This window comes from Shewanella piezotolerans WP3 (genome assembly GCF_000014885.1).
Lineage (GTDB): Bacteria > Pseudomonadota > Gammaproteobacteria > Enterobacterales > Shewanellaceae > Shewanella > Shewanella piezotolerans.
This window is the reverse complement of the sequence record NC_011566.1, coordinates 1,690,713-1,707,296: the sequence shown is the minus strand read 5'-3', so window position 1 is coordinate 1,707,296 and position 16,584 is coordinate 1,690,713. Positions and strand designations below refer to the sequence as shown.

Here is a 16,584-nt window from a genome sequence, read left to right as displayed (position 1 = left end):
ACCTAGCAGTCGGCTTTAATCTTAATTGGTATCAGATCCACCCTGCGGTTTTACTCATTGTTATTAACCCACTTTGGCTGGATAAGTCGCCTCGAATAAACCAAGTTGTTTAGCTTTGTTAACCGCGCCCATAATATCCATCTCAGCTATTTTATCGAGTTCGCAGATATCACTGATTGCATAGTAGATGGGCTGCATAATATCGATACGATAAGGTGTACGCATCACATCCACCAAGTCAAAAGGTCTGATTTCAGGCTCATCTCCCATCACAAATTCAGTTTCTCCTGGCGAGCTTAAAATACCACCACCATAGATACTCAAATCATTATTGTTACCACTAATAACGCCAAACTCAACGGTAAACCAATACAATCGCGCTAAGAAAACCCGCTCCTGCTTACTGGCTGCGAGTCCCAACTTGCCATACAGATGAGAAAAGTGCGCAAAAGAGGGATTAGTCAGCAATGGGCAATGGCCAAAAACTTCGTGAAATATATCTGGCTCTTGCAAGTAATCGAGCTCTTCACGGCTACGGATAAATGTCGCGACTGGGAATGACTTATTTGCTAATAATTCAAAAAACTTTCCGAATGAAATCAGCGCGGGTACAGCCGCTGTTTTCCAGCCGGTCGTCTGTTGAAGCACTGCATCAATCTCATTTAGCTGCGGGATCCTGTCGTTTGGTAGCGCTAAACGGTCTAATCCATCTATATAAGCTTGGCACGCTCGGCCAGGCAAGTTGACAAGCTGCCTCGAATAGAGCTCCTGCCAAATATCATGTTCATTTTGTGGGTATTGTATAAAGCCGTTCGCATCAGGCAAACGAGCCGTATAGTTAGTCGCTTTGCTCATATTAGTAAAAACACTGGTAACGATTCCTGCCTACATAGTTAACCAAAGTTGATATTTTGTTAACCAGATCACAGTTTAAACTTTGATGCTTCAGCACAGCCTTGCGTAACCATAAGTTTACATCCGCACAAGCTAGTGCTAAAAAAGCTTTTATTAACAGTAGATTTGTTGTAAGCCATAATTTACAGATGCTAATAACATTGGTGAATTTAGCCCGAGTTAGCCTAGAAAAGCTATGACACTCATCTTTTTAGCTAAGCAACGACGTACGCTTTCACTCAGACAGAAGCAAACCGACAGGCTTGATTACTACAATTTCGAATAAAAACCGAGCGGATAAGCGACAAAATTAGTAATTATCAAGCCACTTTATCAAATTCAAAGCACACGTGATAAAAATTCAGTATAGAATAGTGCTAGAGCGCTAATCCATTGATAGGGACAGTAGGAATACGATGAAACAACATAAGATTAAAAAAGCAGTAATCCCAGTTGCAGGCCTTGGTACACGGATGCTACCAGCGACAAAAGCAATGCCTAAAGAGATGCTGCCAGTGATGGATAAACCCCTTATCCAATATGTTGTCAAAGAAGCAATTGCTGCGGGTATTAAAGAGATCGTTTTAGTCACTCACGCCAGTAAAAACTCAGTCGAGAACCACTTCGACACCAGCTTTGAGTTAGAAGCCCATCTAGAGCGCCGGGTAAAACGTCAACTTCTTGCAGAAGTACAAAGCATTTGCCCTGCAGACGTTACCATCATTAGTGTGCGTCAAGCCCAGGCAAAAGGCTTAGGTCATGCAATTTTATGTGCCAAGACTATTGTGGGTGATGCGCCATTTGCAGTGCTGTTACCAGATGTGATTGTCGATGATTCTAGCAGTAACTTAGCGAAAGATAATTTGGCACAGATGGTAAAGCTATTTGATGAAACCGAAGTAGGCCAAATCATGGTAGAAGGCGTGCCTCATGATCAGGTTGATCAATACGGTATTGCAGACATCAATGGCGAAGAGTTACAGCCAGGGGAGTCATTACCACTAAGTCAGCTAGTTGAAAAGCCAGCGGTTGAGGAAGCACCATCAAACCTTGGTGTGGTTGGCCGATACGTGCTGCCAGCAGATATTTGGTCTTACCTAGCTAAAACACCAGCCGGCGCAGGCGATGAGATCCAGTTAACCGACGCGATAGCGATGCTGATGGAAAATCAAACCGTTAACGCTTATTACATGCAAGGTAAGAGTCATGATTGCGGTAATAAACTCGGCTATATGCAAGCCAACGTAGAGCACGCTTTGCGCCACAAGGATATAGGCCCAGAGTTTGCTGAATATATTAAGTCTATCGCTAAAAGCCTTTAGCACTTAAATAGATAATGACGATTATATTGCAAGTAAGGATTTAACGATGACAATTTTGGTAACTGGCGGTGCAGGTTATATCGGCACTCATACTGTAGTTGAACTGCTCAATAACGGCAGCGATGTGGTTATTCTCGACAATCTCAGTAACTCAAGCGTGACAGCACTTGAGCGCGTTGAGCAGATCACAGGAAAATCAGTCACTTTCTATCAAGGTGATATTCTCAATAAACCTTTTTTACAAAAGCTATTCACAGATCACGATATTGAGTCAGTTATCCATTTCGCTGGGCTTAAAGCAGTTGGTGAATCTGTTGAGCAACCGCTACGCTATTATGAAAATAATGTCACAGGCACCATAGTGCTGTGCCAGGTAATGGCTGAGTTCAATGTGAAGAACATCGTTTTTAGCTCTTCGGCAACCGTTTACGGTGATCCGGCATCTCTACCGATTACTGAAGATTTCCCAACGGGTGCAACCAACCCCTACGGCCAGTCAAAATTGATGGTAGAGCATGTTTTAGCTGATCTGCATCATTCAGATCCTAGCTGGAACATTGCCCGTTTAAGGTACTTCAACCCTGTAGGCGCGCACGATAGCGGTTTGATTGGTGAAGATCCTAACGATATTCCTAACAACTTAATGCCCTTCATTACCCAAGTCGCTGTGGGCAAACGTGAACAGTTAAGTGTATTTGGCAATGATTACGATACCGTTGACGGCACTGGTGTGCGTGATTACATCCACGTCGTTGACCTAGCAGTTGGGCACCTACGAGCACTGGACAAACTGCGCACTAAACCAGGGTTGGTGACTTATAACTTAGGTACTGGCCAAGGTTACAGCGTGCTAGAAATGGTAGCAGCATTTGAGAAAGCCAGCGGTACAGAGATTAAGTATCAACTCGTTGCAAGACGAGCCGGTGATATTGCTGCGTGCTATGCAAACCCAGATAAGGCACAAACTGAGCTTAACTGGCAAGCGACCCACACTATCGATGATATGGCGCAAAGTAGCTGGCATTGGCAGTCCAGTAACCCAAATGGCTACAGCAGCTAGAAGTCGAAAGTCATTTTTAGCATTAGTTCAATATCGTTTTAACCAAGAGTAAAAGTCATGAGCAGCATCAATCAAAGTCGACGTCGTCTATTTAGCCGTAAAAAAAGTGATGCTGTTCATCTGCCTTGGGTAAAGGGGGATATCGCGTTTACCGATGAGTGCACTCGTTGTGATAAGTGCATTTCGGCATGTGAAACTAACATTATTATTAAAGGCGATGGAGGGTTTCCTGAGGTCAACTTTAGTATTGATGAATGCACCTTTTGTAAAAAGTGTGTAGAGGCATGCCCCGAGCCTTTATTTATCCAAACCGATGAGGCTCCTTGGGCTATTGCTGCCTCAATTCAAAATACTTGTATGGCGTATCAAGGTATATGGTGCCAAAGCTGCAAGGATGCCTGCGATGAAAGAGCCATTAGCTTTACCATGGCGGTTGGCAAAGCGCCTCAGCCATCCATTGATACTGATGCATGTACAGGTTGTGGCGCTTGTGTTGCTCCCTGCCCGTCCGACGCAATACTGATAAAGCAATGATTAACCATCGTATTTTTCGTATTAAAATTTTTTACTATCAATAAGCTACTTTATTTAAGCCTAAAGCCTGACTTTTCTCAATCGATTCATTGCCAAAATAATGACATCAAGCGCCAAATATAAGTGGTTTTTAATTGCTTTTTTTCAAGGTAACATCAAGCTACCTTGACTAATAGCGACGCATTTATGTTTAAAAGAAAGAAAAGCGGTGGGCTCACTTTTATTGCCCAAGGAACCAAGCTAACAGGTGAGAGCGAATTCACTGCTGAGGCATTAGTCTCCGGTGAGCTTTATGGCGACATCCAATCAACAAACAACATTACTATTGAGCAGGATGGCCTTATTGACGGCGTGTTGAATTGCCAAGAACTCAGAGTCTCAGGCACTTTCCGCGGAAAATTGCATTGCAATAAACTCAATATCACCAGTACAGGTATTGTTGACGGCGAAGTCACCTGTCAATCAATGGAAATTTTTGAAGGCGGTCAATTTATTGGAATGCGTGTCCGTGACGACATCGCCTTTCTACCGGCATCTTCGAAGGAAAAACTCGAATCCACTAACACTGAGCAAATTGAAGATGCACAGCTAACGGCTAATGGCTAATGGCTAACGCTTTATGTAGACGAGTAATGACCGAGGCTAGGTTTATCACTTGATAAACTTAGCTCTTCAAATCTTATACCAATTCAGTATAAGAAGTTGATCTACTCCGCGATCAAATCTTTATACTGATTGGTATTACTCATCGCTCTCCATTATTGCTTGGCGCTGATAACGCCTCAGTAATGAAACAAACTCTTCAGCAGGCCTATCTAACGCATCCGTGGCAATATACAAGTGATAGCCTAAGTGGCTACCCAGTATTCGACATCGATGACCAAACATCGCAAGTACGCCCTTATAACGGCTGTCATCTTCGATAAATGGGGTAAACTCAGCACTCATTTGATTTTCTAACGTGGATAGGTCCTCATCTTGAGCTGATACCGTCATCAGCAGCGGCCTTTGCTCAGTCAGCAAGCCAGAAGCTAATCGCAGTGAAATACAATCTAATACTGGTCCCACAGTTTTTAACTTAATACCAATATAGGGCAAAGTGATGGTTTCAAGTCCTTGAGTGACTCGAGGTTGATCAAGGCGCTGAATATTTTCCCAGTCGACCTGAACCTCACCGCGGCGATGAAAATAGCGTATTCCCTGAGGAGCAATACTCATTGTAACCTCGGGCTCTACCAGCTTAGAAACGCCGAGTACTACGGCAATAGCACCTAGTGCAAAACAGATGATACCTGGCGTAAATAGATGGCTGCCCGCAAGGAAAAGTCCAATTCCAACAACAACACCAGTGATACCGATGAAAGTGAGGGTCAATCCATTACGTTTGTTGGGGGACTTGATGAGCAATGTTTGTAAATTCGATTGTTCCAAAATGCGCTCTACTATTGGTTGATTTAAAGGTGATTAATCAGCTGTATAAGCTAATGGCTTGTTTCGGTGACGAAACAACTCGCTACTACCAACGTCAGAGTTGACTAATTTTCATGCTTAAATTTAAACCAGAGTAGGCCTAAATATTCATGGATTGCACGTTGTGACGATAATAAGCTTTGCGCATCAAAATACCACCAATAGGTTTTTCTTTGGGCAAAATCTGTCGGCGCAGCAGTGGCATTTAAACCTGAATTTTCAAAAATTGCCATCGAACGCGGCATATGACTCGCTGATGTCACTAGTCTAAAGGGGGCATCTGCAACCTCCCATTGCATAAACTGCGCTTCTTCAATGGTATCTTTTGCAAGTGGGAATTTAATAATAGCGTTTGGATTAACGCCTAGCTCTACGGCTGCATCAAACATAACATCCGCATGAGCGCGAGTATTTAATCCGCCGCTCCATCCACTAACGACTAACTGACAGTCTTGGCCTAATGACAGTTGTCTTATTCCTTCACTCAATCTCGCTAACCCCGTATTCGATAACTGTTGCACAGCAGGTTGGTTTTCAACTTCATCATGACCACTGCCTAATACCATGACTAAACACCCGCTTCCCATCGGCTCATTGTTGACTGAGTATTGGTTCTCTAAAGGGGCTAACAATGCATTACTCCCCATACTGCTGCTCAGAACAAGGATCATGCCTGCAGCAATCAACAAAATGCTTTTAGCCAACTTTAGATTACGAATAACAAGATAGGCCACTGCGATAAGGATGATCGACAGAGGAACAGGCATAAACAGTTGAGAAACGATCTTCTTTAGCCAAAACATGTAATAAAACTCAGAAAAGGATGCTAGAGCTGCAAGTTTAGCATGGATTTCAGTTAGTAATATGGCAGAAAGACCGCTTAGATAAACAGACAAAAAGCCATACAATGAAGGTCATCATATGGCTCGATAATAAATCACTTGTTGTTACCTATTGCTGTGATTAAGCTTCGTTTTTACTCCACAACCAAGCTGCGCCTCGCACTCCCGAGGATCCACCATAGATATTTTGTACCACCGGTGTGCGGCATTCTCCGCCAAGCACATACTTAGGTAAGATACTTGGAAGCTGCGGATAGATAGCTTCAATATTTGACACCCCTCCGCCCAAGACAATGACATCAGGATCAAGAATATTGATCACGTGGGCAAGTGAACGAGCTAGTCTGTCGATATATCGCTCAAACGCCTCTGTAGCGAGCAGCTCACCCCGCTCCATTCGCTGGGCAATCTCAATACCACTTGGCGCATTACCGCCAGCTTGCTTGTAGTCACGCACAAAGCCAGTCCCAGAGATAAAGGTCTCAATACAGTCTTGATTGCCACAAAAACATTCAGTTGAATTAAATTCATCTGCCGTCATCCAAGGCAAAGGATTATGTCCCCACTCTCCACCAATACCGTTTCCGCCGCCATGCACTTTGCCGTTTATCGCAAGGCCGGCGCCGCAGCCAGTGCCGATAATCACACCAAATACCACCCCTTTGCCTGCAGCTGCACCGTCAACCGCTTCAGAAACGGCAAAACAGTTAGCGTCATTGGCGACTCTAACCTCTCGATTTAGCCTTTTACCTAAATCGAGATCCAGCGGATGACCGTTAATCCAAGTTGAATTGGCATTCTTTACTAGACCTGAGTACGGAGAGACAACACCAGGGATCCCAACGCCAACAGTGCCTTTGTCATCCAGTAAAGACTCTGCTTCATTGACTAACGATTCTATTGCATCTAACGTCGCTATATATTCCCTAGGAGTCGGTAGACGTTTACGAAAAAGCTCTTCACCTTCGCTACTTAATGCAACTAACTCTATTTTTGTTCCACCAAGATCGATGCCAATCCGCAACATTTAAGCCTCTCCCATAATCATACTGATCATTTCTCTAGTTATATTATTAAGGCACCAAGCTCATACAAGCTGCCAATTAAATCTTCTTGCTCACTCCCAATGAGGCGCGTAAGCAATGAAATATGGATTCAAAATATCTGACTTTTGATTGTAATCAAGTGCAGCTTCACTGCCATATTGCAGCACCTTTCCACCTGCACTTTCTAACACGGCCTGCGCAGCAGCTGTATCCCATTCACTGGTGAGACCTAGTCTTGGGTATATATCAGCCTCACCTTCGGCTAACAGACAAAACTTAAGTGAACTGCCAACGCTCTTCATTTCATGTTCACCCAGCGCCGCTAAGTAACTCTGTAAACCTGGGCTAATATGAGAACGACTTCCGACAACCCTAGGCACAGCCTTATTTTCAAATGATTTTTTAATCAAAGCTTGCTCTACACCCGCATTTTTCAACCACGCACCACCAGTAAGACTACCGAAATAGCATTTGTCTAAAACCGGTGCGTAAACCACGCCAGCAACTGCACGACCTTGATGAATAAAAGCAATATTGACGGTGAACTCACCATTTCGCTTAATAAACTCTTTAGTGCCATCAAGTGGATCGATTAACCAGTAAGACTGCCAAAGCTTTCTCTCTTCCCATGCTAATGTCGTCGACTCTTCAGACATCACTGGAATATTGGGCGTTAACTTATTTAGCGCCGCCACTATCACATTATGACTGGCAAGATCTGCAGCTGTAACTGGGCTATCGTCAGTTTTAACATCAACCTCATAATCATCTGACGCATAAACCGTCATAATCGCATCACCCGCAGCAGAGGCAATATCAACGATTGCGACTAACCAATCAGGCTCAAAGCCAATAACGTTATCGGTGTTTGCAGATAATTGTGTCTTAATCTGGCTCAAAGTATTCTCTCTATAAAAAATGGCTAGCTGAGCATTATGCCACTGACTTTCAGCAAAATTTAATAACCAATTACGCACTTTAGGTCTAAAAGATACTAAGCCACTCGCTGACACAAAAATAGTATTTGCGCTATGTTGCAATCGTATTCAACCCAATCCGTCTCTAAAGAGCATCTTCAGACACATTTAAAATTCACGCTCATCAAACTTACCCTCTACCATCACGGCATCCTCTTGAATGTCAGCACAGCCCTTACCGGTTTCTACAGCGACCGAACAGCGATAGACGCGCACATAATCAATTTCAAACGCTTGTGGAAAAATTGAAGCATCAACTCCCTTCTCATTAACCGTGCCCGCCCAATCACCTCCTACTGCCAAGTTAACAATAAAGTGAAAGTGCTGGTTAAAAGGCGCATCATTTTCAGCTAGCACTCCAGTAACCGGTTCGCTATACCAACCCTGAGCTGTTTGCGTAGCGTAGTGCTTTCCATCCATGTACCAACGGATCTCTCCTTGCTCCCATTCAATCGCATAAACATGAAATCCATCAGCTGGATTTTCATGACCAACTAAGCGGTAAGACTGACCAGAATAAACATTCTCAGGCCACTCTTTACCATAATGCAGCGTGCCATGAATTCGGGTTTCAAGCAGTCTTGCTTGGGGCTGTTTATGACTCGCGAGATATTCATCAGAAACTGTACCAAGGTTTACTGCTTCAACGATATCAATCTCTCCTGAACTGGCCCACTCGCCATAAACCCAGTCTGTTGGCAACATCCAAGCAGCTCCCCAAGTGCCTTGCCCTTTTGGAAACTTGGCTCGAACTTCAAAACGACCGTAGCGCCAATCTCCCTTACCAAGCGTACGCAACCTGGCAGAAGTGTAATCTTTAGTCACTGATTTATCATCAGCGTCATAATTTGGATGGTCATCTTTATCTGCCGGTCCGCTGTATTGCTCCTTTATTGCAACAATATGCAATGAACCATTTGCGACATAGCTATTACCGGCATTCGCGGTATAGCACTGCGCTTCAGAGTTACCGCCGCCGTAACAATTAACCTCATGGCTCCATTTACTTAGATCAATTGAAGCCCCATCAAACTCATCATTCCATACCAGCTGCCAACCTTTTTCATCAAACCTAGTCTGTGAATGACACCCTACTAAAATCAATACAAAAACCACCATTACACACAAACTGGTCGGCAAGTTACCCAGTGGTGAACAACCTTTGTGAGGTAAAAATAGTTGCAAAGTTAATCATCTCAATAATTAAAAATTCAAGTAATCGCCACCCTCTTGCAAGAAGATGGCTTATCTAGCTCAAATCACTGACACTCAATGCTCGCTTGTTGATTGTCAGCTCGCGGCAGTAAGGCTATATCAGCAATACTCATCGTTAGCTTCCCCTGCGTTGACAGAGAGAATGGTGAGTTAACCCTCGAAAAGTCCACCCCAGTGTCACTAAAGCACTTCAAATCAATACTAACGGTTTGCCAACTGTTTTTTGGTTGTTCAGCGAGTAAAGCGGTGATATTTAGCGGCTTACCACATTGGATATCACAGCCCATAGAGATATAGATTTCATCATTAATGTAGCTATCGAGTTTCACCTCAAAAGACAGCGCAGAGTTAGATTCAATTGCAGCTCTTAGATCTCTTGGGAAGTTACTGCCAAATCGAACAAAACCAGCACCTTTACCATTAAACTCTATTCGCCTTGCATCTTCCTGCACCACTTTATCAACAGTACGTAAATAGACGGTTTCGCCCTGCAGCACACTGCTAGTCACTGCTATCTGCTCATTATCACTGCCTATCGACATTACCCAAGGCGCTTGTACTGAGCGAGTGAAAATGGCAATGCTTTGTGACTCATCATTACTCAGCTCGGCAACTTCATCCAATAATGCGAGCTCAGTTTCATCGCCGTAGCTTAATCCAAAGCCATAAGGAAACAACGGCAGGTAGTCATCATCAAAACGATTTACGACCGTTTGAGTGGGACTGTTTGGCCATGAAAAAGACAGCTTGCCGGTCATATCAAATTGCACTTGATTATCAACATCAGCAAATATCACATCAGCAACAGCCTTACCTTCACTACCAGGTAACCAAGCCGCGACAAAAGCATCTGATGCATTTAACTCAGCATTAACCCACATAGGTCTGCCACTGATAAACACAGCTACAACCGGAACACCTTGCGCTTTTAGCTTTTGCAATAAGGCTAAATCACGTTTATTACCACGTTGATACTCCAAGTTATCAATATCGCCATTGCCTTCGGCATAGGGCTCTTCACCAAAAACCACGATTGCTACATCCGGTTTAACCGCATAATCCCCAGAAACATTAAAAATGGTTTTTCCGCCCGCACTTTCTACTTGAGCTTTAATCCCATCATAGATTGAGCTGCCACCAGGAAAATCTGCGTTGGTGTTATTGGTGCCTTGCCAAGTAATTGTCCAACCACCAGATTGCTTACCGATATTATCTGCAGCATCACCAGCAACAAGTACTGTTTGTTTAGGTGATAACGGCAAAATATTGTCATTATTTTTCAGTAGAACCAAAGACTCTCGAACAGCTTGCCTCGCCACTACACGGTGAGCTTTTGCACCAATAAGTTCAGTTTTACCTGATAATGTTCGATTTGCAGGGCTTGGTTTATCAAACAAACCCGCACGCATTTTGACCCTAAGTATGCGCGTTACTGCGTCATCCACTCTCGCCATTGGGATCTCACCGCTCTCGACTTGGGCAACGGTATTTTCAAAAAGCAGTTTCCAGGCTGCCGTAGGCACCATATAAACATCAAGTCCCGCATTAATGGTTTGTGGGCAATTATCATTACTGCAACCAGGGATTTGGCCATGACCATTCCAATCGCCAACCACAAAGCCGTCAAAACCCATCTGGTCTTTGAGCACATTGGTCAAAAGATATTTGTTAGCGTGATTTTTAACCCCGTGCCAGCTATTAAAAGATGCCATTACAGTCTGTGCACCCACAGAGAGCCCACTAACGTAACCCTGGGCATGAAGATCAAATAGCGCTTGCTCCGTTGCGATATTGTCGCCTTGATCGATACCATCAATCGTGCCGCCATCTCCTAAGAAATGCTTTACCGTTGATATCACTCTTTCATCCCCAAGAAAATCTTCATCTGCGGCACCTTGTAACCCTCTTACAATAGAGGCTGCGTAGGCACCAACAATTTCAGGATCTTCAGAGTAGCCCTCATAAGTACGCCCCCATCTGTCATCACGTACCACAGCGACAGTTGGAGCAAATACCCAATCGATCCCCGTAACCATCACCTCTTTGGCAGTGATAGCCGCAATCTGTTCAATGAGCTCTGGATTGTTAGTCGCGCCAAGACCAATATTGTGCGGGAATAGCGTCGCCCCTATTACATTATTATGCCCATGAACGGCATCGGTGCCCCACATTGTCGGAATGGTAGAACCATCAATAGAGTCATCGACCGATGCTTGGTATATAGCCTCAGCCAATGCTATCCAGTCACTTGGAGTGGCATGCTTATCATCATTAGGAAAAGCGCCGCCACCATTAAGGTAAGAACCAAAGCCATAAGCGCGCATATCCTCAACTGTAATATCGCGGATCTCAGGCTGGATCATCTGCGCCACTTTTTGCTTCAAGGTCATTCCACTGACCATTGTCGCTATTTTTTGCTCCATCTCCGCATTTGGCTGTACTTCTAGTTGTAATTTAGGCCACACCACAGAGGCATCACGTTGCTCAACAGGCTCAACCTCTTTTAACGAACAAGCTGTCACACTTGATAAAATCAACGCCGATACCAGTAAGCTAAATTTCGACTTTGTTAGCATAGCGACATCTGAATGCTGATTAAATTTATTGTTAGTCATTAATTAATTCCCTTTAAGTGGCATGAATGGAGAGTTAACTCGCTAAAGAATAGACTTACCATTACACGTGCTCCTTGCTAGAAACCAACTCTACTTGGCTTCCTTTAAGACCATAGAACAAAATATAGCCATAGCACAGTACAGGTAAGAAAAAAGCCAACTGAATGCCAAGAACATCCGCTAACACACCTTGCAGCAACGGTACTATCGCACCACCAACAATGGCCAGACACAACCAACCTGAACCTTGTGAGGTGTGCGGCCCTAAATTTTGCAGGGCTAAGCTAAAAATTGTCGGGAACATAATAGAATTAAACAAACCAACTGCGAGTATGGCGTACATGGCTGTTGCACCAGAACTCGCAATAGCCACACACACTAACAGTGCCGCCATGGTTGCGTTAAAACCCAGCACTTTTCCTGCAGGGATTTTTTGCATCACAGCTGAACCAATAAAGCGCCCTATCATCGCGCCCCCCCAGTAATAGGTAATGTATTTCGCCGCTTCAGCCTCCTCCATAGCAGCGATATTTGATTCGCCTAAAAAGCTGACCAGGAAACTACCAATTGATACTTCTGCGCCAACATATACAAAAATAGCTAATGCACCTAGCGCAAGATGACGATGACCAATGGCATTGGTTTTTCCTAAATACTCAACAGGCTTGCCATCTGAACGCACCTCTCCATGACCTTCAATAACCGGCAATTTAAGTTTTGAGAAAATCACCGCAAGCGTGGCAAGCATTCCGGATAACAACAGATATGGCAGCTTAACCTGCTCCGCCTCAGCTTGAGCATGACTCAGTTCACTGCCAGCTCCTGCCGCCACAGATAGAATAAGCACGGCGCCAAAATAAGGCGCGACTGTCGTGCCTAGAGCGTTAAATGCTTGAGTTAAGTTAAGGCGACTCGATGCGGTTTCAGCAGTGCCTAATGCGTTAACATAGGGGTTAGCAGCTACTTGCAAAATAGTAATTCCCGAGGCTAAAACAAACAGTGCGCCAAGAAACAGCCCGTAAACAGCTTGATCTGCTGCAGGATAAAACAATGCACAACCAAAACTAGCAATAACAAGTCCTGTGACAATACCTCGCTGATAACCTATTTTTTTCACTAAGTAACCAGCAGGCATCGAGACCAAGAAGTAGGCACCAAAAAAGCAAAACTGGATCAGCATTGCTTCTGTGTAATTCAGTGAAAAAACAGCTTTTAAATGAGGAATTAGAATGTCATTTAAACAAGTAATAAATCCCCACATGAAAAACAACGACGTTAGCGACACCAACGCGAATGTTTGCTTTTCAGTACCTCTAGATTCATTCAAGCTACTGTTATCTGACATCATTGGCGAACTAGCCATATACACCCCTTATAAGTCTTATTATGCGTGTAGCCAGTATCGCTACAATATCGGTTATTTAAGCAGTCTCGCCGTTTATACAAGCTAACCTGCCTCTCTACTGTCTAGCGGTAACATCGTGGCAAACGTGTTAAATAAATGTGTTGACCTTTTTTCTGTTACGCTCTAATCTCAATGTAAGCGCTTTCATTTATAACACAAACACAACGAAGATCAACTGTTCTGTTAACATTTAATGTAAGCGCTTTCATTACTACAGTGTTTGTTGATATTGCAATTTTCTTCGCCTGAAATCTTGCTGCTTATCGGCCAATAGTGAATGACAGTAATGACTTATTAGGCTCAATCATGTTATTTGACTGCATAATGCTTCAGGCTAATGACGTTAATGATTGCGCTGTATTTTTTGTCACTATTAGGAAATGACTAATATCGCCATGAAGATTTCTTTGCCTTTCAATTCAAAAATGCAAAAGCGTGACTTTTTGTTTGGAGTCGCCACCGCCTCATTTCAGATTGAAGGTGGTATTGATTCACGCCTTCCCTGTATCTGGGATACTTTTTGCAATACGCCTAATAAGATCAGAGATAACTCCGACGGTGCAATAGCCTGTGATCATTACAATTTGTGGCAACAAGATGTGGCTCTAATAGAGTCTTTGAACGTAGACGCTTATCGTCTATCTATCTCTTGGCCACGCGTTATCACTGTAGAAGGTACACTTAATCAACAGGGCGTTGATTTCTACATCGGGTTATTAGATAGGTTAATCGAAAAAGGCATTAAACCTTTTGTGACACTATATCATTGGGACTTACCGCAACACCTTGAGGATAATGGTGGTTGGCTAAACCGAGATACAGCCTATAAATTTCGAGATTACGCTGATCTAATATCAACAGCATTTGGCGACCGAGTTCATTCATACGCCACACTTAACGAGCCTTTTTGTAGCGCCTATTTGGGTTATGAAGCGGGTATTCATGCGCCAGGTTTAAAGAGTCGCTCTTTCGGGAAAAAAGCGGCGCATCATTTACTGCTTGCTCATGGTTTAGCAATGCAAGTACTGCAAAAAAATAGCCCTAATGCGCTAAATGGCATAGTGCTCAATTTTACGCCATGCTATCCACAGTCAAATTCGCTGCAAGATCTTAATGCCAGCAATATTGCTGACGCCCATTTTAATCAATGGTACATAAAGCCACTTTTTGACAAGCGCTATCCAAGTATCATTGAGAACCTACCTGCAGAAGAGTTGCCGCAAATAGAGCCTGGTGACATGGAGATAATTGGCCAACCATTAGGCTTCATGGGCGTTAACTTCTATACCCGTGCAGTTTATAAAGCTAGTGCTGAAAACCAGTTTGAGCAAGTCACAGTGCCTGATGTGCCCCATACCGATATTGGCTGGGAAATCTACCCTAAAGCTCTATCTGAGCTGCTCGTGTCATTAAACGATTTGTATCCTCTGCCACCACTTTACATCACCGAAAATGGTGCCGCCATGGATGACAAACTCCAAGATGGCAGCGTTGCAGACGAAGATCGCACTCAGTATTACCATCAGCACTTAAATGCCGTAAACGACGCCATCGAAGCCGGCGTCGATATTAGAGGCTATTTTGCATGGAGTTTAATGGATAACTTTGAGTGGGCGGAAGGCTACTTAAAGCGCTTTGGTATCGTCTACGTTGATTACCTGACTCAACAACGCACACTGAAAAACAGTGCTAAAGCTTATCGAGATTTTATCAGTCTCCGAGCATAACAAGCTTTAAAATCAGACTCAAAAAGCTTACATTCTCTAACTTCTCTGCTGCAATTTATTAACGAGTAGAGAGGTTAGTTAAGCAAGCACCGAAAAAGAATAAAAATAATGAGGCTACCATGCTTAAAGTAAAAGAGAAAATTGCCTATGGTTTAGGCGATACGGCAAGTAACATCATTTTTCAAACCGTGATGATGTTTCTACTCATTTTCTATACCGATGTCGTCGGTTTATCACCCGCTGCAGTGGGTACACTATTTTTAGTCGTGCGTATTTTTGATGCGATTACCGATCCGCTTATGGGCTCTCTCGCCGATAGAACCCGCACTCGCTGGGGCCAGTTCCGCCCTTACTTACTCTGGCTTGCCATTCCATTCGGGCTTATCAGTGTATTGGCATTTACTACCCCCGATCTCAGTGACAGCAATAAGCTTATCTATGCTTTTGTGACCTATACATTGCTGATGATGGTTTATACAGCCATTAATATTCCTTACTGCGCCTTAGGTGGAGTGCTTACTGCAAAACCCTCTGAGCGAGTATCAGTCCAGTCTTATCGATTTGTATTTGCCATGCTCGGTGGCGTAATTGTCGCTTCTTGTACCCTGCCATTAGTCGAGTGGTTCGGTAGCGGAGATTCAGCCAAAGGTTATCAACTAACCATGACCGCCATGAGCCTTTTTGGGGTGGTGTTGTTTCTGCTTTGTTTTTTAGGAACTAAAGAGCGGATTAGCGCACCTAAGACGCAGAAGGCTAACTTTTGGGTGGAGATTAAACATCTTTGGCAGAATGACCAAGCTAGAATTTTATGTATTACAGGTATATTTCTGTTGACCGGTCAGGTGCTTAAATTCACCCTCGCCGTTTATTACGTTAAATACTTCCTGTTAAGAGAAGAGCTCATTACCGCCTTTATGACCACTGGGATGGTCGGAAGTATGCTCGGTTGTGCATTAGCGCAAGTACTTGCAAAGAAAATGTGTAAAATAAAGGCTTATATCGGGCTACAAGTTATTGCAGCCATTATCTGTATTATGAGCTATTTTATTGCCGCCGATCAGGTAATAATGGCCTTTATCGCATTCTTCTTGTGGAAGTTTTTCCTTGATATGGCCACGCCTTTACTCAGGGCCAAAATGGCTGATGCCATCGACTATGGACAATGGAAAACAGGAGTACGCATTACTGGCATGGTTTATTCAACCATCATATTTTTCATTAAGCTCGGCGTAGCACTTGGCGGCGCACTGGCTGGCTGGGCATTAGCTTATTATGGTTACCAAGCAGATGTAGAACAAACTGAAGCAACAAAATCGGGGATATTGCTATCATTCACACTTTATCCGGCGATCGGCAGTTTAATGGTTGCAGTCGTGATGAAGTGGTATATCTTGGATGACAAGAAAGTTGAGCAAATTCAAAGTGAACTTAATGCCGCAAACACGTAAAGTAAATAAATGATGTCGATAGGCGTTTA

14 protein-coding genes are annotated in these 16,584 nt (G+C 43.6%); 6 read left to right on the top strand and 8 right to left on the bottom strand.

The features are described 5' to 3' along the window. Positions 1-63: 63 nt before the first annotated feature. Positions 64-855, bottom strand: coding sequence for a phenylalanine 4-monooxygenase (gene phhA, locus SWP_RS07315; protein WP_020911804.1), 792 nt, complete (start codon positions 853-855; stop codon positions 64-66). Between the two features lie 455 nt (positions 856-1,310). Between phhA and galU the strand changes: the two genes are divergently transcribed. The 4 genes from galU to SWP_RS07295 all read left to right on the top strand — a co-directional run bounded on the left by galU (position 1,311) and on the right by SWP_RS07295 (position 4,416). Next, positions 1,311-2,216, top strand: a complete 906-nt coding sequence (gene galU / locus SWP_RS07310) for a UTP--glucose-1-phosphate uridylyltransferase GalU (protein ID WP_020911803.1) — start codon at positions 1,311-1,313, stop codon at positions 2,214-2,216. A gap of 46 nt (positions 2,217-2,262) precedes the next feature. Continuing rightward, positions 2,263-3,276 (top strand): UDP-glucose 4-epimerase GalE, encoded by a 1,014-nt coding sequence (galE, locus tag SWP_RS07305; RefSeq protein WP_020911802.1) that lies wholly within the window; start codon positions 2,263-2,265, stop codon positions 3,274-3,276. A gap of 57 nt (positions 3,277-3,333) precedes the next feature. Continuing rightward, a complete protein-coding gene (gene napF / locus SWP_RS07300; RefSeq protein ID WP_020911801.1) occupies positions 3,334-3,810 on the top strand; it encodes a ferredoxin-type protein NapF in 477 nt (158 codons plus the stop codon). A gap of 186 nt (positions 3,811-3,996) precedes the next feature. Next, positions 3,997-4,416 (top strand): bactofilin family protein, encoded by a 420-nt coding sequence (locus SWP_RS07295; RefSeq protein ID WP_044555755.1) that lies wholly within the window; start codon positions 3,997-3,999, stop codon positions 4,414-4,416. A 135-nt stretch (positions 4,417-4,551) separates the two neighbouring features. On the opposite strand, the gene SWP_RS07290 is transcribed toward SWP_RS07295, so the two are convergent. The 7 genes from SWP_RS07290 to SWP_RS07260 form a co-directional block, all read right to left on the bottom strand. Continuing rightward, on the bottom strand, positions 4,552-5,241 hold the full coding sequence (locus SWP_RS07290; protein WP_020911799.1) for a DUF2982 domain-containing protein: 690 nt from the start codon (positions 5,239-5,241) through the stop codon (positions 4,552-4,554). Between the two features lie 104 nt (positions 5,242-5,345). Further along, positions 5,346-6,083, bottom strand: a complete 738-nt coding sequence (locus tag SWP_RS07285) for a YdcF family protein (RefSeq protein ID WP_044556330.1) — start codon at positions 6,081-6,083, stop codon at positions 5,346-5,348. A 160-nt stretch (positions 6,084-6,243) separates the two neighbouring features. Continuing rightward, positions 6,244-7,149: a fructokinase gene (mak, locus tag SWP_RS07280; protein WP_020911796.1), complete on the bottom strand. Its 906-nt coding sequence runs from the start codon at positions 7,147-7,149 to the stop codon at positions 6,244-6,246. A gap of 90 nt (positions 7,150-7,239) precedes the next feature. After that, entirely contained in the window at positions 7,240-8,022 is a 783-nt protein-coding gene (gene cysQ, locus SWP_RS07275; RefSeq protein WP_044556329.1) for a 3'(2'),5'-bisphosphate nucleotidase CysQ, read from the bottom strand. A 231-nt stretch (positions 8,023-8,253) separates the two neighbouring features. Then, entirely contained in the window at positions 8,254-9,330 is a 1,077-nt protein-coding gene (locus SWP_RS07270; RefSeq protein ID WP_020911794.1) for a glycoside hydrolase family 16 protein, read from the bottom strand. Between the two features lie 74 nt (positions 9,331-9,404). Further along, entirely contained in the window at positions 9,405-11,936 is a 2,532-nt protein-coding gene (locus SWP_RS07265; RefSeq protein ID WP_044556327.1) for a glycoside hydrolase family 3 protein, read from the bottom strand. A gap of 100 nt (positions 11,937-12,036) precedes the next feature. Then, positions 12,037-13,338 carry a sugar MFS transporter gene (locus SWP_RS07260; RefSeq protein ID WP_020911792.1) on the bottom strand — a complete coding sequence of 434 codons (1,302 nt, stop codon included), beginning with the start codon at positions 13,336-13,338 and terminating at the stop codon, positions 12,037-12,039. 437 nt (positions 13,339-13,775) lie between these two features. On the opposite strand from SWP_RS07260, the gene SWP_RS07255 reads away from it, so the two are divergent. Together SWP_RS07255 and SWP_RS07250 are read left to right on the top strand one after the other, a co-directional pair. Then, positions 13,776-15,107, top strand: a complete 1,332-nt coding sequence (locus tag SWP_RS07255; RefSeq protein ID WP_044556326.1) for a GH1 family beta-glucosidase — start codon at positions 13,776-13,778, stop codon at positions 15,105-15,107. Between the two features lie 119 nt (positions 15,108-15,226). Next, entirely contained in the window at positions 15,227-16,555 is a 1,329-nt protein-coding gene (locus SWP_RS07250) for a glycoside-pentoside-hexuronide (GPH):cation symporter (RefSeq protein ID WP_020911789.1), read from the top strand. The last annotated feature ends 29 nt before the right edge of the window (positions 16,556-16,584 follow it).